This is a genomic window from Acidaminococcus sp. AM33-14BH (assembly GCF_003603525.1).
GTDB classification, from domain to species: domain Bacteria; phylum Bacillota; class Negativicutes; order Acidaminococcales; family Acidaminococcaceae; genus Acidaminococcus; species Acidaminococcus intestini.
On sequence record NZ_QTNG01000007.1, the window covers coordinates 71801 to 97965 of the forward strand.

25 protein-coding genes and 3 tRNA genes are annotated in these 26165 nt (G+C 51.4%); all 28 read right to left on the minus strand.

The annotated features are described in order from the left end of the window. Positions 1-98 precede the first annotated feature (98 nt). Positions 99-1109 carry an electron transfer flavoprotein subunit alpha/FixB family protein gene (locus tag DW817_RS06485; protein ID WP_016459648.1) on the minus strand — a complete coding sequence of 337 codons (1011 nt, stop codon included), beginning with the start codon at positions 1107-1109 and terminating at the stop codon, positions 99-101. 13 nt (positions 1110-1122) lie between these two features. After that, entirely contained in the window at positions 1123-1914 is a 792-nt protein-coding gene (locus tag DW817_RS06490; RefSeq protein WP_016459649.1) for an electron transfer flavoprotein subunit beta/FixA family protein, read from the minus strand. A 505-nt stretch (positions 1915-2419) separates the two neighbouring features. Continuing rightward, positions 2420-5836 (minus strand): DNA polymerase III subunit alpha, encoded by a 3417-nt coding sequence (locus DW817_RS06500; RefSeq protein WP_021737186.1) that lies wholly within the window; start codon positions 5834-5836, stop codon positions 2420-2422. Between the two features lie 98 nt (positions 5837-5934). Further along, positions 5935-6210, minus strand: coding sequence for a DUF1294 domain-containing protein (locus tag DW817_RS06505; RefSeq protein ID WP_021737178.1), 276 nt, complete (start codon positions 6208-6210; stop codon positions 5935-5937). Between the two features lie 6 nt (positions 6211-6216). Next, positions 6217-7605, minus strand: coding sequence for an NAD(P)/FAD-dependent oxidoreductase (locus tag DW817_RS06510; RefSeq protein ID WP_021737203.1), 1389 nt, complete (start codon positions 7603-7605; stop codon positions 6217-6219). Then, complete coding sequence (locus DW817_RS06515; RefSeq protein ID WP_021737204.1) at positions 7602-8561, minus strand: serine hydrolase; 960 nt, start codon at positions 8559-8561, stop codon at positions 7602-7604. The genes DW817_RS06510 and DW817_RS06515 overlap by 4 nt, the downstream gene beginning before the upstream one ends. Then, positions 8558-9220, minus strand: coding sequence for a M48 family metallopeptidase (locus DW817_RS06520; protein WP_021737207.1), 663 nt, complete (start codon positions 9218-9220; stop codon positions 8558-8560). The genes DW817_RS06515 and DW817_RS06520 overlap by 4 nt, the downstream gene beginning before the upstream one ends. 218 nt (positions 9221-9438) lie before the next feature. After that, positions 9439-10731, minus strand: coding sequence for an HlyC/CorC family transporter (locus tag DW817_RS06525; RefSeq protein ID WP_051296793.1), 1293 nt, complete (start codon positions 10729-10731; stop codon positions 9439-9441). Positions 10732-10812: 81 nt separating this feature from the next. Beyond that, positions 10813-11475: an HAD-IA family hydrolase gene (locus DW817_RS06530; protein WP_016459653.1), complete on the minus strand. Its 663-nt coding sequence runs from the start codon at positions 11473-11475 to the stop codon at positions 10813-10815. Between the two features lie 106 nt (positions 11476-11581). After that, positions 11582-11944 carry a hypothetical protein gene (locus DW817_RS06535; protein ID WP_021737189.1) on the minus strand — a complete coding sequence of 121 codons (363 nt, stop codon included), beginning with the start codon at positions 11942-11944 and terminating at the stop codon, positions 11582-11584. Between the two features lie 12 nt (positions 11945-11956). Then, a complete protein-coding gene (gene floA, locus DW817_RS06540; protein WP_009015944.1) occupies positions 11957-12952 on the minus strand; it encodes a flotillin-like protein FloA in 996 nt (331 codons plus the stop codon). After that, a complete protein-coding gene (locus DW817_RS06545; RefSeq protein ID WP_021737194.1) occupies positions 12949-13416 on the minus strand; it encodes an NfeD family protein in 468 nt (155 codons plus the stop codon). Before DW817_RS06545 ends, floA begins: the two co-directional genes overlap by 4 nt. A 119-nt stretch (positions 13417-13535) precedes the next feature. Further along, positions 13536-13611, minus strand: a tRNA-Val gene (locus tag DW817_RS06550). 8 nt (positions 13612-13619) lie between these two features. Beyond that, positions 13620-13694: transfer RNA gene (locus DW817_RS06555), tRNA-Glu, on the minus strand. Positions 13695-13702: 8 nt separating this feature from the next. Next, a tRNA-Lys gene (locus DW817_RS06560) sits at positions 13703-13778 on the minus strand. 215 nt (positions 13779-13993) lie between these two features. Continuing rightward, on the minus strand, positions 13994-14881 hold the full coding sequence (secF, locus tag DW817_RS06565) for a protein translocase subunit SecF (protein WP_014128298.1): 888 nt from the start codon (positions 14879-14881) through the stop codon (positions 13994-13996). Then, a complete protein-coding gene (secD, locus tag DW817_RS06570; protein WP_021737192.1) occupies positions 14878-16116 on the minus strand; it encodes a protein translocase subunit SecD in 1239 nt (412 codons plus the stop codon). The genes secF and secD overlap by 4 nt, the downstream gene beginning before the upstream one ends. Positions 16117-16251: 135 nt before the next feature. Beyond that, positions 16252-16818, minus strand: a complete 567-nt coding sequence (locus DW817_RS06575) for a 5-formyltetrahydrofolate cyclo-ligase (RefSeq protein WP_009016307.1) — start codon at positions 16816-16818, stop codon at positions 16252-16254. A gap of 1 nt (position 16819) precedes the next feature. Then, entirely contained in the window at positions 16820-17203 is a 384-nt protein-coding gene (gene yajC / locus DW817_RS06580; RefSeq protein WP_009016306.1) for a preprotein translocase subunit YajC, read from the minus strand. A gap of 7 nt (positions 17204-17210) precedes the next feature. Next, positions 17211-18335 carry a tRNA guanosine(34) transglycosylase Tgt gene (gene tgt / locus DW817_RS06585; protein WP_009016305.1) on the minus strand — a complete coding sequence of 375 codons (1125 nt, stop codon included), beginning with the start codon at positions 18333-18335 and terminating at the stop codon, positions 17211-17213. A gap of 13 nt (positions 18336-18348) precedes the next feature. After that, positions 18349-19368, minus strand: a complete 1020-nt coding sequence (gene queA / locus DW817_RS06590) for a tRNA preQ1(34) S-adenosylmethionine ribosyltransferase-isomerase QueA (RefSeq protein WP_021737169.1) — start codon at positions 19366-19368, stop codon at positions 18349-18351. Positions 19369-19537: 169 nt separating this feature from the next. Further along, a complete protein-coding gene (locus DW817_RS06595; RefSeq protein WP_120111658.1) occupies positions 19538-20860 on the minus strand; it encodes a SpoIID/LytB domain-containing protein in 1323 nt (440 codons plus the stop codon). Continuing rightward, a complete protein-coding gene (locus tag DW817_RS06600; RefSeq protein WP_016459655.1) occupies positions 20857-21435 on the minus strand; it encodes an epoxyqueuosine reductase QueH in 579 nt (192 codons plus the stop codon). Before DW817_RS06600 ends, DW817_RS06595 begins: the two co-directional genes overlap by 4 nt. 2 nt (positions 21436-21437) lie before the next feature. Then, complete coding sequence (ruvB, locus tag DW817_RS06605) at positions 21438-22445, minus strand: Holliday junction branch migration DNA helicase RuvB (RefSeq protein WP_009016301.1); 1008 nt, start codon at positions 22443-22445, stop codon at positions 21438-21440. Positions 22446-22448: 3 nt separating this feature from the next. Continuing rightward, the gene (gene ruvA / locus DW817_RS06610; protein ID WP_009016300.1) at positions 22449-23054 is read right to left on the minus strand and encodes a Holliday junction branch migration protein RuvA; all 606 of its coding nucleotides are present in this window, start codon (positions 23052-23054) and stop codon (positions 22449-22451) included. Next, on the minus strand, positions 23051-23548 hold the full coding sequence (gene ruvC, locus DW817_RS06615; RefSeq protein ID WP_009016299.1) for a crossover junction endodeoxyribonuclease RuvC: 498 nt from the start codon (positions 23546-23548) through the stop codon (positions 23051-23053). The genes ruvA and ruvC overlap by 4 nt, the downstream gene beginning before the upstream one ends. An 84-nt stretch (positions 23549-23632) precedes the next feature. Beyond that, positions 23633-24364 carry a YebC/PmpR family DNA-binding transcriptional regulator gene (locus tag DW817_RS06620; RefSeq protein ID WP_009016298.1) on the minus strand — a complete coding sequence of 244 codons (732 nt, stop codon included), beginning with the start codon at positions 24362-24364 and terminating at the stop codon, positions 23633-23635. A gap of 55 nt (positions 24365-24419) precedes the next feature. Next, the gene (locus DW817_RS06625; protein ID WP_009016297.1) at positions 24420-25925 is read right to left on the minus strand and encodes a 4Fe-4S dicluster domain-containing protein; all 1506 of its coding nucleotides are present in this window, start codon (positions 25923-25925) and stop codon (positions 24420-24422) included. Between the last annotated feature and the right edge of the window lie 240 nt (positions 25926-26165).

Below are 26165 nucleotides of genomic sequence, written 5' to 3' on the forward strand. Positions count from 1 at the left end.
AAAGGGCAATCTCTTGACCTTCTTTTTTCGAGAGAAAACGCAAGAAGCCCGGGCCAAAAAGGCTCGGGCTTTACGAAACTTCATAGGAGTGCCGCTAATTAGGATTCCTTGAATTCCTTGATCTTCTGGGTGAGCAGAGGCAGGACTTTCAGGGCATCGCCAACGATACCATAGCGGGAGATTTCAAACATCGGAGCATCCGGATCCTTGTTGATGCAGACGATGGTATCAGATTTACTCATACCTGCTTTGTGCTGAACAGAACCGGAAATACCGCAGGCGAAGTAAATCTTCGGCGTAACGGTCTTACCAGACTGGCCAACTTGGCGAGGATGTTCGATGAAACCTTCATCGACAGCAGCACGGGAACCGCCAACTGCACCGCCGAGCACATGGGCCAGATCCTGCAGGAGGGCAAAATTTTCTTTGGCTTTCATGCCGCGGCCGCCGGAGCAGACGAACGGAGCATCATCGATGGCCATTTCACCTTCGGTGACGACCGGATCTCTTCTCAGGACTTCAACGCGGTCTTCAATCTGATGTTTCAGGGTATATTCAACAACTTCACCTTTATGGGAAGGATCAGCTTCCGGAGCCTTGAAGGTCTTCGGACGGCAGGTCCCCATCTGAGGACGGTCTTCTTTGCAGAGGATCGTGGCCATGATGTTACCGCCAGCAGCCGGACGGGTCCATTCAACAAGTCCGTCTTCTTCGACGTCCAGAATGGTGCAGTCTGCACACAGACCGGTACGTTCACGGGCAGCCACGCGAGGACCAAGGTCACGGCCATCATTCGTAGCGCCGATAAGGATGGCGTTAGGACGATATTCAGTAATCAATTCTGCGAAAGCGTTGGTGTAAAGTTCCGTGGAATAATGAGCAAACTTTGGATCACGGACAACGTAAACAACGTCAGCGCCATGAGCGATCAGGTCTTGAGGGATGTCTTTCGGATCATCAATCAGGAGGACAGCCCCAACACGCTGATGGCACTTATCGGCCATTTTTCTAACTTCGCCGAGCAGTTCGTATACGACATGAACGGGTTTACCTTCGTAATGTTCGCAATAAACCCATAAATCTTTTTCGTTACCGGTTTTCTTAGCCATTGTTATCCCTACCTCACTTCGTAATAATCTTGTCAGCGATCAGCTTGTTGACCAGCTTATCGACAGCAATTGCAGGATCTTCATCGTTGAAGATTTCGCCATGGACCTGCGTAACTTTCGGAGTGAAGCTCTTCATGACCTGAGTCGGGGAGCCGGCTTTACCGATGATGCTGTGGTCGATTTGGAGATCGTCAGCGCTGTAAACAGGAACCTGGGTCTTTCTGGCTTTCATCTTGCCTTTGATGCTGGCAAAACGAAGTTCAGGGCTGCGCATAACCGTAACGACGCAAGGCATCTTCATAGCCAGGGTCATGGACGTATTTTCGTTGTCGCGGTCAACAACGACTTTATCATCTTTGACCTGAACTTTCAGGGCAGCCGTAACCTGCGGCAGATCCAGATGTTCAGCAATTTCAGGACCAACCTGTGCCGTATCACCATCAATAGCCTGACGGCCGCACATAATGAGATCAGGAATCCCAAGATGTCTGATGGTTTCAGCCAGGGCAGCACTCGTAGCAAGCGTATCAGCGCCGCCGAAAGCTCTGTCACTGACGAGGATAGCTTCATCAGCACCGACAGCAAGGCAATCCTTCAGGACGGATTCAGCATGGGGCGGTCCCATGGTGATGACCGTAACCTTGGCACCCATGGAATCTTTGATTTCCAGAGCCGTTTCCAAAGCATACTGGTCATACGGGTTCATGATATTGGTGACACCGTCTCTGACGAGGTTGTTGGTAACCGGGTCGATTTTCATTTCGGCGGTATCCGGTACCTGTTTAACACATACAAAGATGTTCATTACAAAGCGACCTCCTAAAAACTTGAAATATTCAATCCATACCGCTTTATTGTAACACGGAGACCAGCGTCATGCAAGTTAGAAGGCTCTTATGAGCGGAGGAATGGTCTTTATTTTTATTTTCTTTACAAAATTGAGAAAATTTACGTTTTATATCCGCATTCATTGTCCACTTGTAACGCACATCTTGGTTATTTTGCCCAATCTTGTGAGAATCGGCAAAGAGAAAAGCTCTGATTTTACTGAACTCATTGAAGTTACACATAACATTTAACTTATGAAGTATTCCTTCTAAACGACAGGAAAGAAATGAAAAAGAGGCATGGAGACTCATTTTTCTCCCTCTTCCTCTTCTTTTGTCCTATAAGAAAAGCCCCCCCTATTCCTGATTGGCCGAAGAGGGTCCTTCCATTGAACCTCTTCCGCTAACAGAAACGGGAGATTCCAGAGAAGGATAAAAATGGTCCCTGTCAAAATCGCAGGGACCATAATGAAAAGTCATGACTCAGCGGAGGCCATCCTCCCCTAGGACCCTTTTGATGGCGTCGGTAAATCCCGGTGCCTTCCCGTCCACCCAGAACTGGGGCCGCGTACGGATCACTTGCCGGGTCTCTTCCACATGAAGATAGACAGGATTTTTCCCATGAAAGGCGCTGAAAATGGCGCCCAGCTGGGCTTGGACATCGGGCGTGTTGCGCCCTTTGCCAATGAAAAGGTGAATTTCCTTTTCACGCTCCCGCAAAGGTTCAATGCGATTGGCAAATAGGCGCGGTGTCTCTTCGTCAAATTTCAGCATGCCTGTAATGGCGACAGGCTGATCTTCCTCAATCTGGCTGCGGCACTCCCCATACGTACGGGGAAAGGCAATGACGCCGATGCTGCCAGTCAAATCTTCCAGCATAAAGGTCGCCATGCGCTCCCCCTTTTTCGTTGAGCGGATGCGGACACCTGTAATGAGGCCGCCAACGGTCACGCGTTCGCCGTCATGATAGTGTTCCTCCGTGCAACGGGCAATACCGGTCATGGACGAAAGGACCTTGCGGAACGCGTCCAAGGGATGGCCCGTGACGTAAAATCCGATGAGTTCCTTTTCAAGACGCAGGACTTCGTCCTTAGGGATTTCCGGCAGGTCCGGGATGGGAATGGCCGCCGCGCTCTGCCGCGTATCGCCGCCAAACAGGGAAAGCTGCCCTGTCATGCGGTCATGCTGGTCCTGGGCCGCCGCGTCAAGCGCCCGGTCCATGATGGCAAGAAGCTGCCGGCGACGGTAACCAAAGGTATCCATGGAACCGCTCTTGATGAGGTTTTCCACGACCCGCTTGTTGACCTTGGTCAGGTCTACCCGGCTGGCGAAGTCAAAAAAGTCCTTGAAAGGCCCATGGCTTTCCCGTTCCTTGAGGATAACGGCTACAGCCGTTTCCCCGACGCTCTTGATGGCGCCAAGGCCAAAGCGCACATTATCGCCATCAACGGAAAAAGCGGCTTCACTGGAATTGATGTCAGGCGGCAGGACCTTGATGCCCATATCGCGGCAGACACTGATATACCAGCTGACTTTTTCCGCCACCGTGATCACGCTGTTAAGGAAGGCCGCCATATATTCCACCGGATAATTGGCTTTAAGATACGCTGTCTGGTAGGCCACAAGGGCATAGGCAGCAGAATGGGATTTGTTGAAGCCATAACCAGCAAAGTGCTGCAGCAGGGCAAAGATTTCTTCCCCCAGCTGACGGCTGATCTGGTGCTCCCTTGCCGCGCCGGCAAGGAATTTTTCCTTCATGCTGTCAAGGAGCTTTGCCTTCTTTTTTCCCATGGCACGGCGCAGGATATCGGCTTCGCCCAAGCTGAAACCGCCGAGCACGGAGACAATCTGCATGACCTGTTCCTGATAAAGGATGACGCCGTACGTATCGGCTACAATGGGTTCCATAAGGGGATGCAGGACCCTAGCCGTGCGCTTTCCATGACGGCCGGCAATGAAGTCCTCCGCCATACCGCTTCCTAAGGGACCCGGTCGATAAAGGGCCACAAGAGGGATGAGATCGGCCATGGATTCCGGTCCCAGTTCCTTCATCAGTCGGGTCATCCCGTCTGATTCCATCTGAAAGACGGCCGCCGTATCACCTGCGCAGAGCATCTGACAAGTTTTGGGATCTTCGAGGTCAATATGGTGGATATCAAGCTTGATGCCCTGATTCTTTTCGATCATCTTCACCGTATCATCAATGACAGTGAGGGTCCGGAGCCCCAAAAGGTCCATTTTAAGAAGGCCTAAGGCCTCGGAACAGTCCTTGTCATACTGGGTACAGATATATTCATGGTCATCATCGCTTGTCGAGGTAATCTGGAGCGGGACATAATTGGTCAGTTCTCCCGGCGTAATGACAACCCCGGCCGCATGGGTCGACGTATGACGCGGCATGCCTTCGACACGGCCGGCAAAGTCCATGAGCTGGGCAATGCTGGGATCGTTCTGGACGAGCTGCTGGAGATCCCGGCTTCCTTCAAGGGCACTTTTAAGGGTTGTCCCCGGTGTGTTGGGAATAAGTTTATTGACCTGCCCGACAACGTTCAAGGGAACTTCCATCGAACGGCCTACATCCTTGATTGCCGCCTTGGCCGCCAGGGTCCCAAAGGTGACAATCTGGGCCACGTGGCTTTCTCCGTATTTACGGGCCAGATAGTCCACCACCAAATGGCGCTTCACATAACAGATATCCGTATCAATATCCGGCATGCTCACGCGTTCCGGATTAAGAAAACGTTCAAAGATGAGGTTATATTTCAAGGGATCGATGTCCGTAATGCCTGTAAGGTACGCAACAATGCTTCCGGCGGCACTGCCACGGCCCGGACCAACGGGTATATCATGGGTCCTGCAGTAATTGATGAAGTCCCAGACAATAAGGAAGTAACCTGAATAGCCCATCTGACGGATGATACCAAGTTCATAGTCCATCCGCTTTTGAGCCGATCCATCATCCTTGGGATAGCGCTCTTGAAATCCTTTGACGCAGAGCTTTTTCAGATACGCATCCATACTCGTCTCCCCTTCGGGAAGTGGGAATTCAGGAAGGAGAAGATGCCCAAATTCAAGGGTGAGATCACAGCGGTCCGCGATTTCAAGAGTATTGTCAAGAGCCTCTGCCTCATCAGGGAAAAGAGCTTCCATTTCGCTTCGGCTCTTTAGATAATAGGAGTCGTTATTAAAGCGCATGCGCTGCGGGTCAAGATAGCGGGCATTGGTCTGGATACACAGGAGGATATCCTGACCCTTGGCATCGTCCTGATGGACATAATGGAGGTCATTTGTAGCAACAAGCTTCACGTTATATTTGCGGGCCAGGTGATGGAGTTCGTCGGCCACAGCCTTTTCCTCGGGCAGACCATGATTTTGGATTTCGAGATAATAATGGTCCCTTCCAAAGATGTCAAGGTACTCAAGCATGACCTTTTCCGCCGTTTCCTTTTCGCCCCGCACGATGTGGCGGGCCACTTCTCCGGCCACACAGGCACTGAGGCAGATAAGGCCTTCATGATATTTGCGCAGGTCCTGTTTATCAATGCGCGGCTTATAGTAAAAGCCTTCAACCTGCCCAATGGAAACAAGCTTCATGAGGTTTTGGTACCCTGTCCGATTCTCAGCAAGAAGGATCAGATGATAGAGCTTGCCGCGGGCCTCCATATTCTTTACGGTGTGGGAACCGCTTGTAATATAGACTTCGCAGCCAATAATGGGCTTGATTCCCTGCTTGACGCATTCCTGATAGAATTCGATGGCACCATACATGACACCATGATCGGTAATGGCAAGGGCCGGCATTCCCAGCTCCTTGGCATAACTGACAAGATCCGGAATCCGGCAGGCCCCATCAAGGAGGCTGAACTGCGTATGGGTATGGAGATGGACAAATTGATCCATAAGGGACTCCTTATCAATAAAAAACAGGAAGATGCCGCAAAATCGCGCAGCACCTTCCCTAGCTCAAACGGATGATGCAGAAAAGTACGGGACTTTCCTTATTTCAGATAGATGAGTCCCGCCACTTGGAGCAACATGATGAGAGGGACACCAAAGCGGAACTTTATATGCTGCGTCTTGTGCCGAAAGCGTTTCATCCCGCCAAAGGCCCCCATTCCGCCGCCAAAGACGACAAGAAGGAGCAGGACCTTTTCGGGAACGCGCCATTTATTATGGATGGCACAGTACTTATCATAGGCGTAGATGAAGAAGGCCGCCACATTGATGACAGCAAGATACGCCAAAAACAGCGGCTGGTCGAGGATGGCTCGCATGACGGTTTATCCTTTCCGCGCTGCGCGCTCACCAATCACGCGGGCGGCGTAGACACCGGATGCACTCGCCTGGGAAAGGCCGCGAGTAATGCCCGCGCCGTCGCCGATGGCAAAGAAATTGGGCAGCTGGGTTTCCAGGTTGCCATCAAGTTCCAGACGGGAACTATAAAACTTGACCTCTACACCGTAAAGAAGCGTATCATCATTGGCCGTTCCTGGGGCAACCTTATCGAGCGCGTAAATCATTTCAATGATGTTGTCCAAATGCCGCTTTGGCAGGACAAGGCTCAAATCGCCGGGCACGGCGTTCAAGGTCGGTCGAAGAAAACTCTTGCTGAGACGATGGGCATTGGTTCGGCGGCCCTTGACCAAATCCCCGAAGCGCTGGACAAGGACGCCGCCGCCCAGCATATTTGACAGGGAAGCGATGTGTTTTCCGTAGCGGTGCGGTTCCTTGAAAGGTTCCGTGAACTTGTTGCTCACAAGAAGGGCAAAGTTTGTATTGCCGCTGTTGCGGGCCGGATCACTGAAGGAGTGCCCGTTGACCGTAACGATTCCATCCGTATTTTCTGCAACGACATACCCATTGGGATTCATGCAGAAAGTGCGGACCCTGTCGCCATACTGCTTGGTTGTATATACGAGTTTGGCTTCATAGACTTCATTTGTGATATCTTCAAAGACCTGAGCCGGCACTTCGACACGGACACCGACATCAACTTGGTTGTTTGTCAGGTCAAGTCCCAACTGTTCACATTCCTTGCTGAACCATTCGGCACCGGCGCGGCCCGGAGCACCAATGAGGTAAGTGCAGTCCACCGGTTCTTCCTGCCCTTTGATGAGGAGGCGATAGCCATCCTCTTTTTTTTCAATATGGGCCACCTGGGTATCGCAGCTGATTTCAATGCCATGAGCCAAAAGGAAACGGTAGATGCTTCCCATCAGGAGGCGGTTGTTATCGGTCCCCAAATGACGGACCTTCGCGTTGAGCAGATGCAGGTCATAGCCCAGCGCTTTTTTCCCAATGCGACAGTTCTTTGTGGAAAAGACTTCCCCCGGCGCGCCGTGGCGGCAGTTGATTTCATCGACATAATCAATGAGTTCCATGACGGTCTTTTTCGGCAGGTAATCACTCAGCCAGCCGCCAAATTCCGTCGTAAAGTTATATTTGCCGTCAGAAAAGGCGCCGGCCCCGCCAAAGCCGCGCATAATGCTGCAGGGCGTGCAGCGGACACACTGTTCGGTCTTTCCTGCAATGATGGGACAGTTGCGGAAATCAATGGCATGCCCTTCTTCAAGGATCACCACTTTTATATCGGGGTATTTCAGGGCAAATTCATAAGCGGCATAAATTGCCGCAGGACCGCCGCCAATGATCGCTACATCTCTTTTCATTTCTTGAACACCTCTTTGTCATTGACCGTATTGAAAATAATGGAAGAAATCTGATTGATGGTCTTCATGGTTTCATCCTTGCGAAGGGCTTTATCCGTCATGATGACAAGGATGTATTTTTCCTTGGCATAAATGATGCCCCCTGCGTTTTGGACGCGGCCCTCACTGGTTGAGACCTGGGCAAGGCGCAGTTTCTTCGGAAGCAGGGCACCTAAAAGCTGCCGATCATTCTGTTTTTCCATGAGTCCCAACAGATAGGCATCCAGTTCCTTGGAAACACAGGTTCCTTCATAGAGCCTTGTTAGGAGCGTGACCATATCATTGACAGAGGTATAGGAAATGGTTTCACTTTTTTCCTTGTCCTCAGCCGTTTCTTCCGTTTTTACAAGATCGGGGCTCCCCAAAATGGTGTCTGCATACCCTTTTTTAAGAAGGTACGCATTGATTTCATCCCATCCGATAAGGCGCACGAGTTCATAAAGAGCGGTTTCATCCTGATCGAGCATCATGTCTTCCAAAAGGATGCGGACGGAAACCTTACTCCCCGGCTTGATTTTGGAAAGAGCCGGGCTCTTTTCGCGTAGTGCCTTGGCTGACACGGTGACCGTCTCATCAAGGGACAGATTGCCTTCTTTCACCGCATCCAGGAGCGCCGCTGCAACGTAAGGCCGGATGAGTCCTCCAGCTGGCATCTTTCCCGAAAAGTTATAGAAGACCTCTCCCGTATCGAGGGATTTATAATAGACAGAGCTCGTTGCCCCCGACTGGGCAATGACATTATTAAGAAAAGTATAAGGCAGCTTTGTATCCTTATCATGGACAAGTTGGGATTCCTGTTTTTCAATTTCCTTTTTCTGGGCAATATATTTAGGGCTCTGATGAATGAGATGAAAGGATACCCCACCCACAAGAAGCAGGAGTAAAAGACACAAAAGAATCCGCTTGTTGATACTCATAAGATTTCCATAACCCCCTGGTTTTGTTTGAGCCATCCTTCCCGTACTTTTCGGTCAGGAAGATAGCTTTCTACGTAAGACCAAAAGACGCGGTCATGATGCATGGAAAAAAGATGACACAATTCATGGACAACCACATACTCCACCGCTGACGGCGTGCAAAAAACAAGATGCCAATTAAAGCGCAGATGTCCCCGGCTGCTGCATGAACCCCACCGTGTCCGTGCCTTGGATAAAGAAAAGGGCGGTGCGGGAAGCTGCATAAGGGCAGCGTAACGGCTGACAAGGCGCTGTAAAAACTCCTTTAAAAGCCCGCACAAATAGCGCTGCAGGTCCACCTTTGCCGCAGTCACAGGAAAAAAGAGTTCCCCGCTTGTTTCCTTGAAGGAAATGCCATTTTCTTCCGTCATGCGAAGCGTCACGTTCCTTCCCAAGATAGGAAGGGTCTCCCCTTCCCTCAGAGTAAGGGCTCCGTAGCGGGCGCGGCGGCGGCGCATCCTCGCGGCGTGCGTCTCAATCCATTCCTTTTTTTCCGCTACAAAACGATCAATATATATTTTTGGCGTCCCGTAAGGGGCCCGCACGATGAGCTGACCGTCCCGGTCGATTTCAAGGGCAAGGGTCCTTCGGCGTGAAAAAACAAGTTTTGAAGATACCATAGCCATTCTATTATAACACAATGTCCTTCCTGAAACGGGAAAAATATTTTAGCAGCGCTGTGACTCCGTCAGGAAAAAAGCTCTGTTCTAGGCGTCAGAAACATGATTCCAAGACCTTTTGGGAGGCAAAAAAGACCCTCCGCCCAACGTAACGGAAGGTTTTGAAAAAGCTTTTTTAGAAGAAGCAAGCCCAACATATCAGTTGGATCAGGTACGGTTCAGCTATCTTCTTCATTTTTTATGGGACGCACTTCAACAACAATTTCCTTCACGCGGTGGGCATCCGTCTTCGTCACCGTTACATGGAGATTCTTTTCGTCAAAGGAAGCCCCTTTTTCGGGAATTTCGCCCAGACGCTCAATGACCCATCCGCTGATGGAATTATTTTCCAGGCCATAGACAGCATTATCAAGGTCCAGGTAGCGGAAAAGATCAAAGAGGTTCGCGTTTTGTCCATTGGAATCGCAGTTAACAAGATACGTATGTTGGGCAATCTTGCGGAAAGATGAAGTCATGCGGTCATGTTCATCCCAAATCTCACCGACCAATTCTTCAACAATGTCCTCGGTTGTCACAAGGCCGTCAATGGTCCCATAACTATCGACAACAATAGCCATTTCCACCTTGGCCTTCTGCAAGTTTTGAATGACAAGGCCAATTTTTGTCGAAGTATGGACAAAAACCACAGGCTTCAGGATGGTCTTGAGGTCAAAATCGGGATCTTTGAGATAGGACGCGTAAAAATCACGGGCATGGACGGCCCCGATGATTTCACTGTAGTCGTCCTTAAAAACGGGAAGACGGGAGAATCCTTTTGTTGAAAAAATGGCAAGGGCCGCTTTGTTCCCCTCAGAAATATCGATGGCTTCAATGTCGACACGAGGCGTCATGATCTCCCGAACACGGATATCACTGAATTCAATGGCTGACTTGATGCGCAGGCTGTCCGCTTTCTTGATGAAGCCCCCTGTTTCCACTTCATCAACCATGAGCATGAGTTCCTCTTCCGTAGCAGAACGAGGGGGCATCTTGGAAGCATAGCGTCCCATGGCCTTTTTGACGATACGGAACAAAAAGGTAAAGGGAATAAATAGGAGGACGAGGACGGAAAGGAGCCGCGCCGATTTCATGGCATATTTTTCAGGTTGATCCTTAGCGAGGTCTTTAGGAATGATTTCTCCAAAGATCAGGATGATGACTGTCGTCAGCACCGTAGCAAGGGCAAGGCCCGAAGCTCCCATATAGGCTGTTGAGACGGCAGCAGCCAAGGAGGCCGCAGCAATGTTGACGACATTATTGCCAATCAGGATGGTCGTGAGCGTCCGGTCAAAACTGTCAAGGAGTTTCATCACGATGCTCGCCCGTTTATCACCCGTGCGGGCGATATTCTTGAGCCGCAGTTTGTTGCTTCCGGTCAGCGCGGTTTCCGCCGCTGAAAAAAACGCCGAAAAAAAGATAAAAAGAACAAGGATCAGGGCAAGGATCCCTGATGGGATTTCAAGATTTTCCAAAGTGACACTTCCTTTTAGGATGATGATTCCCCTTATTATAGAAAAAGTGGGAAGCAAGGTCAAATCAGGAGCCTGCCGTCATCAGCCAAAGGCATGGGTCAAAAGACCGTCCTTGAGGGCCTCTACCGTAGCAGCAAGCCCAAGAGGATGAGCAGCGGCAAGCTCCGTTTCCTTTCCGTAGCCGTAGGTTACCCCTACACAGTCGATGCCTATCTTGCGGGCACCTTCAACATCATAGGCCGTATCCCCCACCATGAGGACGCGTTCCTTTGTCTTTTGAAGGCCAAGCCGGTTCAGGACCTCTGCGATGACTGCACTTTTGGTTCGTCGGGAGGCATCGAAGGAAGCACCGCCAATTTCCCGAAAATAAGGCGTAAGGCCAAAATGATCGGTAATGTGACGCACAAAAACTTCCGGTTTGGCCGATGCCGTAGCAAGCAGGAACCCCGCCTCATCAAGCGCCTCCAATAGGTCCGTAATGCCTGGGTACAGTTCATTTTCAAAGATGCCAATTGCAGTGTAGCGTTTCCGGTACAGGGCTGTCGCCTCAAGGGCCATGGCTTCGGTAAACCCAGGAAGGGTCAGGAAAGAATCGACAAGGGGCGGTCCGATGAAATAAAAAAGGTCCTTTTTCGCAGGTACCGGCATGCCTAGTTCCCTGAGCGCATATTGGACGCAGCGGATGATTCCCTCCTCCGATTTCGTGAGGGTTCCGTCAAGATCAAAGAATATCACGTCTTTCATAGGTACGTTCCTTTCAAGAAAGGGGCAGGGCCCCATCAAAGTGACAGGAAAACGGGGCTGCAGCAGTGCCGCAGTCCCGTCAGCAAAAGCAAAGGTCCTATCTATTCTACCATTTTTTCTCTAAAATGACACTCCATAGAATGCCTTCCCGCAGTTTCTGCTGCCGGCTGTGGCGCCTATGCGCTGTCTGGACGGCTTTTTGAGCTTCTCTCAGGTCCTCCTGGTTCGGGACTAACTGAACGCTGGGTTTTAGCTCCTCAAGGCTTTCTTTGAGGGGACCGCGGTCCTTACTTTCCGCAAGGACTGCCGCCGCTCCATCACAAGGAACGGGGGCTTCATGCGGCCGCTTTTTTGACCTTATCCGCAGAGGCCGCTTTTCCTTGAGGACAGGACGCTTTTTTCGCGCAATGAGGTGTGCATTGGAAAAAACGATAAAAGCGAGGAAGATAAAGAAAATGAAATGATCCATGCGGCGGCCTCCTTACTCTTCACTTGGATGATCCACTCCCTGCAGGGGCTCACCGCCTGCAATCTGCTCCCTCATGGCCGTATCGGCATTGATGTTCTTCATGCGGTAATAGTCCATGACACCCAGGTGTCCTTCACGCAGGGCGGACGCCAGGGCAGCCGGAACTTCAGCCTGGGCTTCGACGACCTTGGCCTTCATTTCCTGCGTATAGGCACGCATTTCCTGTTCCTTGGCCACAGCCATAGCCCTCCGTTCTTCCGCTTTTGCCTGGGCAATGTTCTTATCGGCTTCGGCCTGGTCTGTCATGAGCTGGGCACCAATATTGCGTCCCACATCAACATCGGCAATATCAATGGAAAGGATTTCAAAAGCTGAGCCAGCATCAAGTCCCTTGCTAAGGACCGTGCGGGAAATATGATCCGGGTTTTCGAGGACGTCCGTATGCTCTTCCGAGGAACCTACCGTGGTGACAATGCCTTCTCCGACTCGGGCAATGATGGTCGATTCCCCGGCACCGCCAACAAGGCGGTCAATATTGGCACGAACCGTAACACGGGCCCGAACCTTAAGTTCAATCCCATTTTTGGCTACGGCTGAAATCAACGGGGTTTCAATGACTTTCGGATTGACGCTCATCTGCACGGCTTCCAGGACGTCGCGTCCAGCTAGGTCAATGGCGGCAGCCCGTTCAAAGGTAAGGGGGATGGCAGCCCGTTCCGCTGCAATGAGGGCATCAACAACGCGGTCCACGTCCCCACCGGCAAGATAATGGGCTTCAAGTTGATCCACATTGACATCAAGACCGGCTTTATTGGCCTTCACCAGGGGCAGGACAATCTTTGAGGGCACAACACGGCGCAGCCGCATCCCAACAAGGGTAAAGATTCCCACGTTGACCCCGGCGGCAAGAGCGGACACCCAAAGACCAAGGGGCACAAAGTGCAGAAAGAGGACAATGAGGACAAAAAGAATCAGGACAACGAAGGAACTGCTCAATAAAGCAATCATGGGACCTCCTTTTCAACAACGAGCTGCCGTGAACTGACGGCAATGACTTTGACCGGTGTGCCGGCCTCATAGAATTCCCCGCGGGTCATGGCATCATAAGGCTCCCCGTGGATTGCGACGCGTCCGGATGGGCGCAGGGGCGTTTCCGCCGTTCCCGTCTGTCCCACCATCTGGGGTAGGCGTTCAGTGGCTTCATAGCCTTTATCGGCGGTAAAGCGCAGTCCTAAGGTAATGCGGCGGCCAATGCGGCTGTGCGGGCCTTTGTGAAAGAACCAATAGCCTAGGACAAGGGTCAAAAAAAGCAGGGCACCGACAATGAAAAGCGCCTGTCCCCCACCGCCAAGATAGAGAAAGAGAGCGGCCAAGAGGGAGAAAAGACCGGTCACGCCAAAAATCCCAAATCCGGGAATTGCAGCTTCTACCATGAGCAAGACGACGCCGATTAGAAGAAACGTCATAAACATAAGGAATCCCTCCTTTTATCAGAGGCGTTTACCTCTATATTCTACAACATACGGGAAATTCCTTTTTTAAGCAGCAAAAAAGACCTCTGGAATCATCCAAAGGTCTTATTCTCGGGAGTTGGTGGGCGCTAACAGGATCGAACTGCTGACATTCTGCTTGTAAGGCAGACGCTCTCCCAGCTGAGCTAAGCGCCCATCAAAGTTGGTGACCGGAGGGGGAATCGAACCCCCGATACCGCCGTGAAAGGGCGGTGTCTTAACCGCTTGACCATCCGGCCAAAAAAAATGGTGATCCGCCAGAGGATCGAACTCTGGACACCCTGATTAAGAGTCAGGTGCTCTACCAGCTGAGCTAGCGGACCACGTCAGTCACTGAAAAGTGACTACTCGTATATAATACAGCATGAGGTCATTTTATGCAAGTACTTTTTTTCTTTTTTTGAAAAAAATTTTTACAGGGTCTTGCTGGATTCCCTATGGACAAAACGTCCCTTCTCCTCCCCTTCAAAGGAGCCTTTTCAAAAGAAAACAGGATACCGTCCCCAAAAACGAAACGATACCCTGCTTTATGATTCATTTATTTGTGAGTGCCGCGGCTGCGCAGCTTGATCCACAAGGGACCAGCCAGGAAGGTCGACGTATAGAACCCACTGCTAAAGCCAACAAGCATAGCAAAAGAAAAGTTCCGAATCGTCTCCCCACCAAACAGGAAGATGGCAATGACGGCAAAAAGGGTCGTCGCCGACGTATAGATGGAACGGTTCATCGTCTGCCAGATTGAATTATCCACCATATCCCCCAAGCTTTCGCTGCGGCGGTGAGTATGGAGGTTTTCCCGGATCCGGTCAAAAATAACAATCGTTCCGTTAATGGAGTAGCCAACCACCGTAAGGAGCGCCGCCACAAAGGACGAATCCATTTCAAGCTGCAGAAGGGAGAACCAACTGAGCGTGACCATGACGTCGATGATAAGGGCGATAATGGCGGCAAAGGCAAAGTTATGCTCAAAGCGGATCGTGATGTAGATGATCATGAGCACCCAGCTGAGAGCAACGGCGCCCATAGCCGATTTTACAAGGTCGCGGCCTACCGTGGCCCCGACGTTTTCCACACGCAGGACCTCATTGGGTCCCAGCCGATTAGTCATGTCCGTCATGGTCTCAACGCGCTGGTCATCACTGATGATGCCCGTACGGATGAGGACGGACTGGCTTTCTTCGGTTTGCTGTCCATCCATACTGCCCAACTGGATGATACTGCTGCCCAGCTTATGGTCTGAAAGGACATCACGGACCTCACTTACGGTTACAGGGTTCTCGAACTTCACATCAATGATGCTGCCGCCCGTGAAATCAATACCGAGATTGAAGCCCCTTGTGAGCATGGACACAACGCCCACCAAAAGGAAGATCAGGGAAATGGAAAAGAAGACCTTCGCTTTTTTCACAATGGAAAAGTGCTTCATTTTTCCACCTCCTTATCTTTTTTCGGAAGGCTGGCTCCATAGAAGAAAGGATTCTTCGTAAATTGGCTGCCAACCAAGGCGTTCAAGATGAACTTCGTAACCGTAATGGCCGTAAACATACTGATGAGGACACCTAAGGCCAACGTCACGGCAAATCCACGGATGGGGCCTGTGCCAAGATAGAACAGCACGGCAGCGGCCATGATGGTCGTCACATTGGAGTCCATAATGGTTACAAAGGCACGGGAAAAACCGGCATTTACGGCTGCGCGCAAGGTCTTGCCCGCTTTCAGTTCTTCCTTGAAGCGTTCAAAGATAAGGACGTTGGCATCGACCGCCATCCCAATGGAAAGAATGATCCCCGCGATTCCCGGAAGGGTCAGGGTGGCATTGAGGCCTTTCATGACGGCAAGGACGAGGAGCGTATAAAGAAGCAGCACAACGTCAGCAATGAACCCAGACAGGCGGTAAAAGAGCAGCATGAAGATAAAGACGCCAGCAACCCCAATGGCAAATGCCTTGACGCTCTTATCCTTGGAATCCTGGCCCAAGGTCGGACCGACGGTGCGGTTTTCCACCACTTCGAGCTTGATGGGAAGGGATCCACTGCGGAGCAAGATAGCCAGATGTTCAGCTTCCTGGGCATTTTGGGAACCCGTAATCTGGGCATTTCCGCCCGTAATCGGTTCACTGACACGAGGCGCTGTCAGGACCTTGCCATCCAGCAGGATGGCAATCTGGTTGCCTACATTCTTTGCGGTCAGTTCGGCAAACTTCTTGGCTCCTTCCTCATTGAACTGAAGGGTAACGACAGGACGGCCCGACTGATCGGCACTTGCCTTGGAATCTTTCAGGTCCTTACCAGTCAGGACCGTATTGCCTTCCATGTCCTTGAATTCAAGCATAGCCGTTTTGCCAAGCATGGCAATGGCCTGTTCCGGGTCCTTGACGCCCGGGAGCTCAACAATGATCCGGTCCCGGCCCTGACGCTGGATGACCGGTTCCGTGAGGCCGAGTTCGTTGACACGGCGCTCAATGATGCTGATGGAACGGTTCATGGCATCATCATCAACTTTGGCTTCCGGTGTATCTTCGGCTTGAAGGACAACATGGGTCCCTCCCTGAAGGTCAAGGCCCTGTTTGACAGAAAGCGCCAAAGGCTTGACTAGGAGCGCAAAGCAGATGATAATGGCCAACACTGACACAATCAGCTTGATCCGATTTTTCTGCTGCAAGATAAAGTTCCTCCTTGATGGATTGCAAATTTTTGCGGATGCCTGGCATCCAAGAAAAAAGACAAGGGACCCACAAAAAGGCACAAGGCCCTTTCATGGCTCCGGTTGAGCGCGGTCCCTCCCCTGTTATGAGGCTTATTTACACACCCTAAGTGCTTTTTCCGTCACAAGATAGCGGATTTTGAAGTCATGGGCCTGAGTCGGCAGTTCTGGAAGGACCTGGACCTCATTGGCAACACCCATGGCAACCCCTTTCGTGCAGCGGGGCAGGAAACGATCATAGAATCCTTTGCCCTTTCCCAAGCGGTCGCCGTGTTCCGTAAAGGCCGCACCAGGAACAAGGATAAGGTCAATATCCTCAGGGCTGATGACCTCGACCGGCTCCTGCGGAGTACGGATGCCATACATATCCTTTGCCAGTTTCTTTAAGGTTACAAGGCGAACAGCCTGCATATGGCCATCAAGGTCCAAGATCTGGGGGACACAGACTGTCTTTCCCATATTAAGGGCTGTCTGCATCGCCTGGTCGACGGAAACTTCCTTTCCTGCCATGGCAAGATACCCCATAATGACCTTTCCTTCTAGAAATAAGCGGCTCACAGAAATGTGGCTGTTGATTTCTTTATTGAACTTATTCAGTTCGCGCTGATTGAGCCTGGCGCGTCTTTCTTCGACTTCCTTACGGACTGTGCGCTTATCCATCTTATTTGGAAGCCTCGGAAGCAGCCGTTTCCTTCGCCTCTTCAGCAGCGTCTGCTTTGGTTTCTTCTACTTTTTCTTCTGCTTTTGCTTCTGATTTTTCTTCTTTTGCAGCCTTCTGCAGTTCCGTAGTGATAACGGTCCCGACAGCAGCGCGGCGAATCCAGATTTCAACGTCTTCCGCGACCTTGATGCGGATGCGGTCATCCTTGATTTTGGCAATTTCGCCAAAGATGCCGCCAATGGTGACAATCCGCGTGCCCACTTTCAGGGAATCGAGCATATTGGCGCGCTTTTTCTGATCACGCTTCTGCGGGCGGTAGATCATGAAATAGAAAATCACACCCATAAGGATAAAAGGCCAAGCCATTTGTACAACGTTTTCCATCTTTTACTTACCTCCTACTGGTTCTTTGGTATTGGTCTAAGAACGCCGCCCTAAATTCAGGGAACGTATCATTAGCAATGGCACTGCGCATGTCCTCTGCAAATTTTAACAGAAAACGCAGATTATGTATAGATAAAAGGCGCATGGCAAGAAGTTCTTCCGATTTAAAAAGGTGCCGGATGTAGGCTCTTGAGAAGTGACGGCAGGTATAGCAGTCACAGCCTTCTTCAATAGGTCGGAAGTCCTCCCTGAATTCAAGATTTTTGAGGACGAGCCGCCCCGACCGGACCATAGCCGTTCCATTGCGCGCGACCCGCGTCGGATAGACACAGTCAAACATATCGACGCCTAGGTTCACCCCTTCCACGAGGCAGTCCGGCGTGCCAACGCCCATCAAATAACGGGCCTTGTTTTTCGGCAGGTACTGTGTCGTCTTGCCCAAGATGTCATACATCAGCTCGTGGGGCTCGCCGACACTGAGACCGCCAATAGCCATGCCGGCAAAGTCAAGTTCTGACAAGGCTTCGGCACTGTACTTGCGCAGTTCTGGGTACATACCGCCTTGAACGATGCCAAACAGGCCTTGGTCATCCCGCGTCTTTGCGGCAAGACAGCGCTTTGCCCAGCGTGTCGTTCGCTCCGTCGACTTTTTGGCATAGTCAAAATCAGCCGGATAAGGAATACATTCATCAAAGGCCATGATGATGTCGGCCCCGATGTCTTCCTGGGCCTTCATGGCCACTTCCGGACTCAGGAACTGCTTGGATCCATCAATATGGGAACGGAAGGTCACCCCGTCTTCCGTAATCTTACGGATGGCACCAAGGCTAAAGACCTGGAAGCCGCCGCTGTCCGTCAGCATGCCTCGTTCATAGTTCATGAAGCGGTGGATGCCGCCGGCCTTACGGATAAGCTCCGTCCCAGGCCGCAGGAACAGGTGGTAGGTATTGGACAGGATGACTTGGCTTTTCATGTCGTAAAGTTCTTCCGGCGTAAGCGTCTTGACTGTTGCCTGGGTCCCAACGGGCATGAACATCGGGGTATCAAAGGTACCGTGAGGCGTATGAAGCTTGCCCAAGCGGGCACCGCTCCGGGGATCTTCCTTGATGAGTTCGAAGTAAACAGCGTGCATAAAGACTCCTTTATCAATCTTTGATGAACATGGCGTCGCCAAAACTGAAGAAACGATATTTTTCCTTCACCGCTTCCCCATAGGCATGAAGGATGTTCTCCCGACTCGAAAGAGCCGAAACCAGCATGATGAGCGTACTCTGGGGAAGGTGGAAATTGGTGACAAGGGCATCGACGAAATGGAACTTAAAGCCCGGATAGATAAAAATCTTGGTCCAGTTGCCGCCGGGCACCATGGTGCCGCTTGCTCCCGCCGATTCCAAGGTGCGGACACTCGTCGTGCCGACGGCAATGATGCGCCGGCCCTCTTTCTTGGCCCGGTTCAAGGCAGCGGCTGCTTCAGGGGAAACCGTATAGAACTCACTATGCATTTCATGGTCCTCAATGCGTTCCTCACTGACAGGGCGGAATGTTCCAAGGCCAACATTCAAGGTCACAAAAACTTCTTCAACGCCCATCTCCTTGATTTTTTGCATCAATTCCTTAGTAAAGTGAAGGCCCGCCGTCGGCGCCGCGGCGCTTCCAAGCTCCCGGTTATACACGGTCTGGTAGCGTTCCTTATCCTTGAGTTTTTCATGGATATATGGCGGCAGCGGTGTTTCTCCCAAGCGGTCCAGGATTTCCTCAAAAACACCGTCAAAGCGAAAACGGGCAACACGGCCCCCAAAATCCGTTTTTTCAAGGATGGTGCAGGAAAGTTCATCACTGAAGATGATTTCCGCCCCTTCCTGGAGTTTTTTCCCTGGTTTCACAAGGACTTCCCAATCCGTATTGTTTTTTCGCGTAAGCAAAAAGACTTCAACATGGGCGCCTGTCGTCTTTGTCCCGTGCAGACGCGCCGGCATAACGCGGGTATCATTGAAGACAAGGACATCACCCGGTCTTAGGTATTCAGGAAGGTTATAAAAATGACGGTGTTCCAATGCACCTGTCTTTTTATCCATGACAAGCAGACGTGAAGCATCCCTTGGTTCAATCGGTGTTTGCGCAATGAGCTCCTTGGGCAGATCATAATCAAAATCAGTAACTTCCATATTAACTCCTTCATGGCTCGGCCCTGGGCCTCCCCGTTTGTTTGATTCATCAATCAGGCAGAAAATAGTTCCGTCCAGCCTCCATTGTATCAGGAATGGGCTGGACGGTCAAAAATGATAGGCAAAAAGAAGACGCTTTTTTGCGTTGGTTCATCCATGGCCGTAAGGCTCAGTAACGTTCTTCAAGGGAAATGCCCCGATAATAGTGCCGGAGAATGGTCTTATAATAATCCTTTTTCCGACGGGCACTCTTTTCAAGGGCCATACCGCGGGCGCCCCACTGGCTGAGTCCCACACCGTGTCCCCAACCGCCGCCGACAAAAAAGACCTTTTCGTCCTTGACCCCGGCAAATAAGCGCAGGTCCCCAACCTTCGTTCCCATGCCTTGGCGAGTCTTCTTGTCGATGGGGATCTTCTTGCGGCCCACTTCATAACCATAGGCATTCTTGATGGACACATCGATGGAGTCAGGTTCATCCGTTCCGATGGTTACCTCAAAAAGAGTGCTGTTAAGGCCCAATAAAGATCTCACCTGGCTGCCCGTGAGGGTTACGTCACGGCGGCTGCCCTTGAAGGTCATCCGTTTGACCCGGCCGCTGGTACCGCGATCACTGGACCACTTCATGGGCGCTTTTCCCAGTGGCAGGAGACGGATGCCCTGCAGCTTGCCAATGTCATAGCCGCCCTGTTTCAGCGTCCGTTCGAGCTGAGCCTCCGTAAAGCTCTTGGTCCAGCTGTAGTTGGGAGAATCCTTGTCATCATCCTTGACGGCCTGAAGATAAGGGATATCCTTTCCCCAGACATTTACGGCCGCTTCTGTATAACCGCCGCTCGTACTGTGGAAAAAGGCTTGGATGGGCTCCCCGTCATAAACAGCCGTCACGCCGCGCGTTGCCTTGACGAGTTTTGTCGTATTGGGATGCTCAGCTTCGATACCGCCATAGACCTGTCCTTGGTCCGTCGCCTTGATATCAAACCCTTCATACTGGGGATGATCCAAATGGTAGAGAGCAAAGCTGCGGGCAGCAACGGCCTGGGCCTTGATGGCTTCATCAGGCCACAAAGGAATGACTTCCTTAGCCACCACCCCATAAAGATATTCCTCCACGGGAAGCGTGTTGACAATGGTAAGGCGCTTTTTTTCACGGGTCATGACCGCCGTCAAGGCCCCGCGGTATTTCTTCCGGTTCACAAGGACGGGCTGACTGGCATTTTGGGCCACAAAAGAAAGATTGCCGCCAGAAAGCTTTTTCTTATCGGCATAAAAACGTCCGCCCTTGACGGAGATGAAATGCCGCCCTGGTGACAGGGTTACCTTCTTTCCCCGTCCATCAATGACCGTTATTTTTCCAGCAGAACTCAGTTCTGCCGAATACTGGTCCACGACCAGGCCAACCCGGATCTTAGGACCTAGGGAAGCGGCCGAGGCACTTAGGGAAAAAAGCAGCATAACGGCAAGGAAAAAAGCTGTCAGGATCTTTTTCATCTTCATCGCCCCGCGTCCTTTGCCATGATTTCGGGAATGTTTTTCTTCCGCTTGCGAATCTCATAGCGATCCCGTTCGCTAAAGATGCAGCCACAATACGGCTGACGGTAAAGATCAAGGTCGAGACTGATTTCAACGCCTTCTTCATACCCCGTACGAAAATCTTCATAATAGAAGGGAATCTCAAACCGCGCAGCCGCTTCTTCGGCGGTTCTGCGGATGAGGTCATGCTTTTGGTAAGGGCTTACGAGAAGAGTCGTGGAAAACGCATCGAAGCCATGTTCCTTGGCGTAGCGGGCGGCCATTTCAAGACGCACGCGATAGCAGTAAGCACAGCGCACAGTCGGTTCACTGAGCATGCCCCGAAGCGTATCTTCCAGAGGATAGCTCTTATCCGCTACGAGGGGATAATGACGGGCCTCACAAAATTCACGAAGCGTATTGAGGCGCCGCTTGAATTCTTTGTAAGGGTGTATATTGGGATTGAAGTAATACATCGTAAAGGTATGCCCTTCAGCCGTCAGTTCCTTTGTTGGATAGCAGGAACAGGGACCGCAGCAGGCATGAAGCAGGATATTCATGGTCATCTTCCTTCCGGATAGGCAATTCCAAGATAACGATATGCCGCCGCTGTTGCCTGACGGCCTTTAGGGGTCCGCTGGAGCATGCCCAGCTGCATGAGGTAAGGCTCGTAGACATCTTCTAACGTCTCTGATTCCTCATTTAACGAAGCAGCCAGGGTATCGACACCGACAGGACGGCCGCCAAAATCCTTGACAAGCTTCGTAAGCAGGCGCCGGTCACTGCGGTCAAGGCCCAAGTCGTCGATTTCAAGTCGCTCCATGGTCTTCCTGCAGATTTCCTTGGTAATCGTGTCCGCCCCGGCCACTTCGGCAAAATCCCGGACCCGTTTCAGGAGGCGATTGGCTACACGGGGCGTACCCCTGCTGCGCCGTCCGATTTCATAAGCTCCTTCATGGTCAATCTTGACGTTCAGGATTTCCGCTGCCCGTTCCACAATGATCTGGAGTTCCTCGGCCGTGTAAAATTCCAGATGGCAGATGACACCAAAGCGGTCCCGCAGCGGAGCTGCCACGCTTCCCATACGCGTTGTCGCCCCAATGAGAGTAAAGCGCGGCAGGTCAAGGCGCACACTGCGGGCAGCAGGGCCCTTGCCGATGATGATATCAAGGGCGTAGTCTTCCATAGCCGAATAAAGAATTTCTTCCACGGTCTTGGGCAGGCGGTGGATTTCATCGATAAAAAGCACTTCGCTTTCGTCCAGATTGGTCAAAATAGCGGCTAGGTCCCCCTGCCGTTCCAAGGCAGGTCCGCTGGTAATCCGGATATTGACGCCCAATTCGTTTGCGATGATGTTGGCAAGGGTCGTCTTGCCAAGGCCAGGCGGTCCATAAAGCAGGACATGATCCAAGGCTTCCCGGCGTTTGAGGGCAGCCTGAATGAAGACGGTCATATTCTCTTTGACCTTTTCCTGACCAATATATTCCTGGAGCCTGCGCGGCCGGAGACTGTACTGCCAGCCATCCTGAACCTGCTCACCGCCGGCAATGATGCGCTGATCTTCTTCCACAGCTTATCCCCTCCTTGCCATGACCTGGAGGGCCTTTTTGAGCAGGTCCTCCGCTGACATGTCCGCCGTCACCTTGATGCGGTTCATGACGCCTGAGATTTCATTTTGGGTGTACCCTAAGGAAGCAAGCGCCTCCATGGTTTCCGTCAGGGCAGAAGCTGGGCCTTCTGGAGCGAGGAAGCCTCCATTTGATTCGGGCAGCGGGCCTTCTGGTCCCGTCAGGTCCTTTAGCTCTAAGAGCATGCGTTCTGCCGTCTTTTTTCCAATGCCTGGAAGCTTGGTCAGGAATTTCACATCCCGATTCTTGATGGCAAGCAGGAAATCGTCCACCTTTGACGCGGAAAGGATTCCTTGTGCCACCTTCGGGCCAATGCCGCTTACCGTAATGAGCTTTGTAAAAAGACCATAGGCCTCCTGGGAAAGAAAGCCGTAAAGGGTCAGGGCATCTTCCCGGACGGCAAGGTACGTATAGACCTTGACCTTATCATCAAGGACCATGCGTCCCAAATCCGATGTGTTCATGTAGATGCGGTAGCCGACACCTTGGGTTTCAACGAATGCATAATTGCTTCCAATCGTATCGACGCGTCCTTTGATAAATCCAATCATTTGAGTTTCTCCATAAGATCTTTTTCGCGGACAAAATTAAGGCCTGTAATGGCAATCGCAAGGGCATCTGCTGTATCATCCGGTTTCGGTTCTTCCGTTAAGTGGAGCAGCTTCATGACCATATAGGTCACCTGTTTCTTATCGGCCCGGCCCGTGCCCGTAATGGCCTGTTTGATCTGGATCGGTGTATATTCATAAACCGGCAGATCGGCCATGGCCGCTGACAGGACGATGACGCCGCGGGCCTGTCCAACTGCAATGGCCGTTGTGACATTGCGGTTAAAAAAGAGCTTTTCTACGCTCATGAAATCCGGCTTATACTCCTTGATGAGGCCGGTCAAGGCTTCATAGATGATCTGGAGCCGTTTTTCCGGCAGCATATCCTTATCGGTCAGGATGGATCCGTAATGGATGGGAATGAGCCGGCTTCGTTCCAATTTCACCAGACCGTAACCGCAGATCGCGGTCCCCGGATCGATTCCGAGTGCTAACATGGGGCCTCCTTGATCACAATCCATTTCCTTATATAACAAACAAGCCGGCCCTGGTAGTCCCAGACGGCCGGCCCAAATCCAAGCTTATTCCTCGTCAGGCAGATCTGCGTTGGTGTACACATCCTGCACATCGTCGAGTTCATCAAAGCTGTCGATCATTTTCTGTACTTTTTCTGCATCCTCACCGGTAACGGCAATGGTATTGTCAGGAATCAAGGACAGTTCGCTCATGGCAACGTTGATATTGTGGTCAGCAAGGGCCTGTTCCACAGCATCATAATCTTCCGGAGCGGTCGTAATGACATAGGTATCATCGTTGGTTTCCATGTCCTCGGCACCCGCTTCGAGCGCAATTTCCATCACTTCGTCCTCAGCCGGAGCGCCTTCCTTTTCGATGGTGAAAAGGCCTTTGTTCTTGAACATCCAGCTTACACAACCAGATTCACCCATATTGCCGCCCTTGGAAAAGACATGACGCACATCGGCAGCTGTACGATTGCGGTTATCCGTCAGAGCGCTGATCATAATGGCAACGCCGGCAGGACCGTATCCTTCATAGGTAATCTCTTCGTAGTTCGATCCTTCTGTCGTCCCTTCGCCTTTGGCGATGGCGCGCTTGATGTTTTCTTTCGGGATGTTATTGGCTTTGGCCTTGGAAAGGGCCAGCTTCAAGCGCATATTGCCCGTTGGATCGGAGCCGCCCATCTTGACAGCAATGGTGATTTCACGGCCGATTTTCGTGTTGATCTTGCCGCGCAAGGCGTCGGCCTTTCCTTTTTTGAACTTTATATTGGCCCACTTGGAGTGTCCGGACATACTGAATTCCTCCCAACAAAACTGTGTACTACCCGCCTATTCTATCACAAAGCGCTTATTTGCGCAAATAGACGCGTTCCATGTCAACATGCTTGACTTCGTTCTGGGCAAAATCGTTGTCGCCGGCACATTTGACCTTCGTTGTGTCAGCAAAGCGTTTGAGAAGAACACGCGTAAGCCCCGGTTCCGTGAGTGATCCCGGACCATTGAGACAGCCCTTGACACAGGCCATACCTTCTAGATATTTGATGTCAAGCTTGCCATCCTGGTAATCCTTGAGTGCTTTGAGACATTCTTCCAGACCATTGCAATAGTGGCTGTTTACCGTGATGTCATGGAATTTTTCCGTATAGTCGTTCACGGCCTTACTGACGCCGGCTTCCTGAGGGAAGCTGCATCCATCAGCGGAAGAATCAGGCTGGAAGTCCTCGGCTTCCAGTTCAGCCGGGTTGATTCCTTGGCTGTCCATCATGCACTTTAATTCCTCAAAAGTCAGGGAATAATCGATTTCATCCGGATGCTCGCGGGCTTCGACTTTCTTTGCAATGCAGGGACCGACAAAGACCGTGATGGCACCAGGATCATTGTGTTTTACAGCCTTGCTGCGGGCCACCATCGGGGAAACCGTATCGGAGATGCAGTCAGCAAGGGCCGGAGCATGACGCTTGACCGTTGCCACAAAAGCAGGGCAGCAGGAACTTGTCAAGAGTTTCTGGTCGCCGTGCTCCACCTTTTCCACGTATTCCTCAGCTTCTGAAATGACCGTCATATCTGCCCCAACGGCAACTTCCTTGACTTGCGTAAAGCCCAGCATGCGGCAGGCTTTTTTGATCTGACCGGGAGAGACCTTGAGCCCGAACTGACCGACAAAAGAGGGCGCCAAAAGCGCATAGACGCTGCGATTTTCAGCCTTGAGGTCCTGGATAAGCTGTACAATGTGGCTCCGTTCCTCGATGGCGCCGAAGGGGCAAGCCCCACGGCAGGCACCGCATTCCACACAGACATTTTTATCGATTTCCGCCTTTTTGTCAGCCCCCATATGAAGGGCGTGGACCTTGCAGGCATTTTCACAGGGACGGGAGATTTCAACGACAGCGCCATAAGGGCAGGCCCGTTTGCAGTTGCCGCATTCAACACATACATCATAATCAATATGGGCACGGCCCTGATATACGGAAATGGCCTTTTTCGGGCAGCCATTCATGCAGCGATGGGTCAGACACCGGCGGCAGACATCCGTAATCATGTACTTATTCACCGGGCAGGCCGAGCAGCCTTCCGGCAGGACGGCAATGACATGCTGCGTGCGGTCAACCGGTTCCGAAACGGCCTTTTTGGCAGCTTCAATGATATTCAGGTCCGTATCAAGACCTAAGGCTACGTTGATGCGTTCCTTCAAAACGGCCCGTTCCTTGTGAACGCAGCAGCGCAGACGCGGCGAATCCTCTTGGACGATCTGGAGGATGTCGTAGACATGGTCTGGCAGATTCCCATCATAGGCCATCTTCGAGAGCATGGTCAGGACTTTCCGTCTGATTTGCGTAATTTGAGTGACTTCCATTTGATACCCCTTCATCATATGTTTAAAATCTATGGACACTATGATATCATACTTCAGCTAAAAAAATAAGCCTCAAAACCATAAAATCCTCGTAAAAATGCTACAAAATTTACAAATTAATAGTCATTATCGCCTATCCATTGTTAGAATTATTTGTCTATTCAGTGTGGACAGATAGGGGCAGTATCAGGCTCGGCGCAAAATACATACCAATTTCCCACAAATTCTTGCCTCCACTAT

Coding starts and splice junctions, on each gene's coding strand:
- ruvA (WP_009016300.1), bottom strand. CDS start 23,054: ATGATTGGATTTATCAAAGGACGCGTCGATACGATTGGAAGCAATTAT.
- DW817_RS06595 (WP_120111658.1), bottom strand. CDS start 20,860: ATGAAGATGAAAAAGATCCTGACAGCTTTTTTCCTTGCCGTTATGCTG.
- DW817_RS06520 (WP_021737207.1), bottom strand. CDS start 9,220: ATGGTATCTTCAAAACTTGTTTTTTCACGCCGAAGGACCCTTGCCCTT.
- tgt (WP_009016305.1), bottom strand. CDS start 18,335: ATGCACGCTGTTTACTTCGAACTCATCAAGGAAGATCCCCGGAGCGGT.
- DW817_RS06620 (WP_009016298.1), bottom strand. CDS start 24,364: ATGTCCGGACACTCCAAGTGGGCCAATATAAAGTTCAAAAAAGGAAAG.
- yajC (WP_009016306.1), bottom strand. CDS start 17,203: ATGGAAAACGTTGTACAAATGGCTTGGCCTTTTATCCTTATGGGTGTG.
- DW817_RS06485 (WP_016459648.1), bottom strand. CDS start 1,109: ATGGCTAAGAAAACCGGTAACGAAAAAGATTTATGGGTTTATTGCGAA.
- DW817_RS06530 (WP_016459653.1), bottom strand. CDS start 11,475: ATGAAAGACGTGATATTCTTTGATCTTGACGGAACCCTCACGAAATCG.
- DW817_RS06575 (WP_009016307.1), bottom strand. CDS start 16,818: ATGGATAAGCGCACAGTCCGTAAGGAAGTCGAAGAAAGACGCGCCAGG.
- DW817_RS06625 (WP_009016297.1), bottom strand. CDS start 25,925: ATGGAAGTCACTCAAATTACGCAAATCAGACGGAAAGTCCTGACCATG.
- DW817_RS06500 (WP_021737186.1), bottom strand. CDS start 5,836: ATGGATCAATTTGTCCATCTCCATACCCATACGCAGTTCAGCCTCCTT.
- DW817_RS06490 (WP_016459649.1), bottom strand. CDS start 1,914: ATGAACATCTTTGTATGTGTTAAACAGGTACCGGATACCGCCGAAATG.
- DW817_RS06535 (WP_021737189.1), bottom strand. CDS start 11,944: ATGGATCATTTCATTTTCTTTATCTTCCTCGCTTTTATCGTTTTTTCC.
- DW817_RS06600 (WP_016459655.1), bottom strand. CDS start 21,435: ATGAATATCCTGCTTCATGCCTGCTGCGGTCCCTGTTCCTGCTATCCA.
- DW817_RS06505 (WP_021737178.1), bottom strand. CDS start 6,210: ATGCGAGCCATCCTCGACCAGCCGCTGTTTTTGGCGTATCTTGCTGTC.
- queA (WP_021737169.1), bottom strand. CDS start 19,368: ATGGAAGTTACTGATTTTGATTATGATCTGCCCAAGGAGCTCATTGCG.
- ruvC (WP_009016299.1), bottom strand. CDS start 23,548: ATGTTAGCACTCGGAATCGATCCGGGGACCGCGATCTGCGGTTACGGT.
- secF (WP_014128298.1), bottom strand. CDS start 14,881: ATGAAGCACTTTTCCATTGTGAAAAAAGCGAAGGTCTTCTTTTCCATT.
- DW817_RS06515 (WP_021737204.1), bottom strand. CDS start 8,561: ATGAGTATCAACAAGCGGATTCTTTTGTGTCTTTTACTCCTGCTTCTT.
- DW817_RS06545 (WP_021737194.1), bottom strand. CDS start 13,416: ATGTTTATGACGTTTCTTCTAATCGGCGTCGTCTTGCTCATGGTAGAA.
- DW817_RS06510 (WP_021737203.1), bottom strand. CDS start 7,605: ATGAAAAGAGATGTAGCGATCATTGGCGGCGGTCCTGCGGCAATTTAT.
- floA (WP_009015944.1), bottom strand. CDS start 12,952: ATGATTGCTTTATTGAGCAGTTCCTTCGTTGTCCTGATTCTTTTTGTC.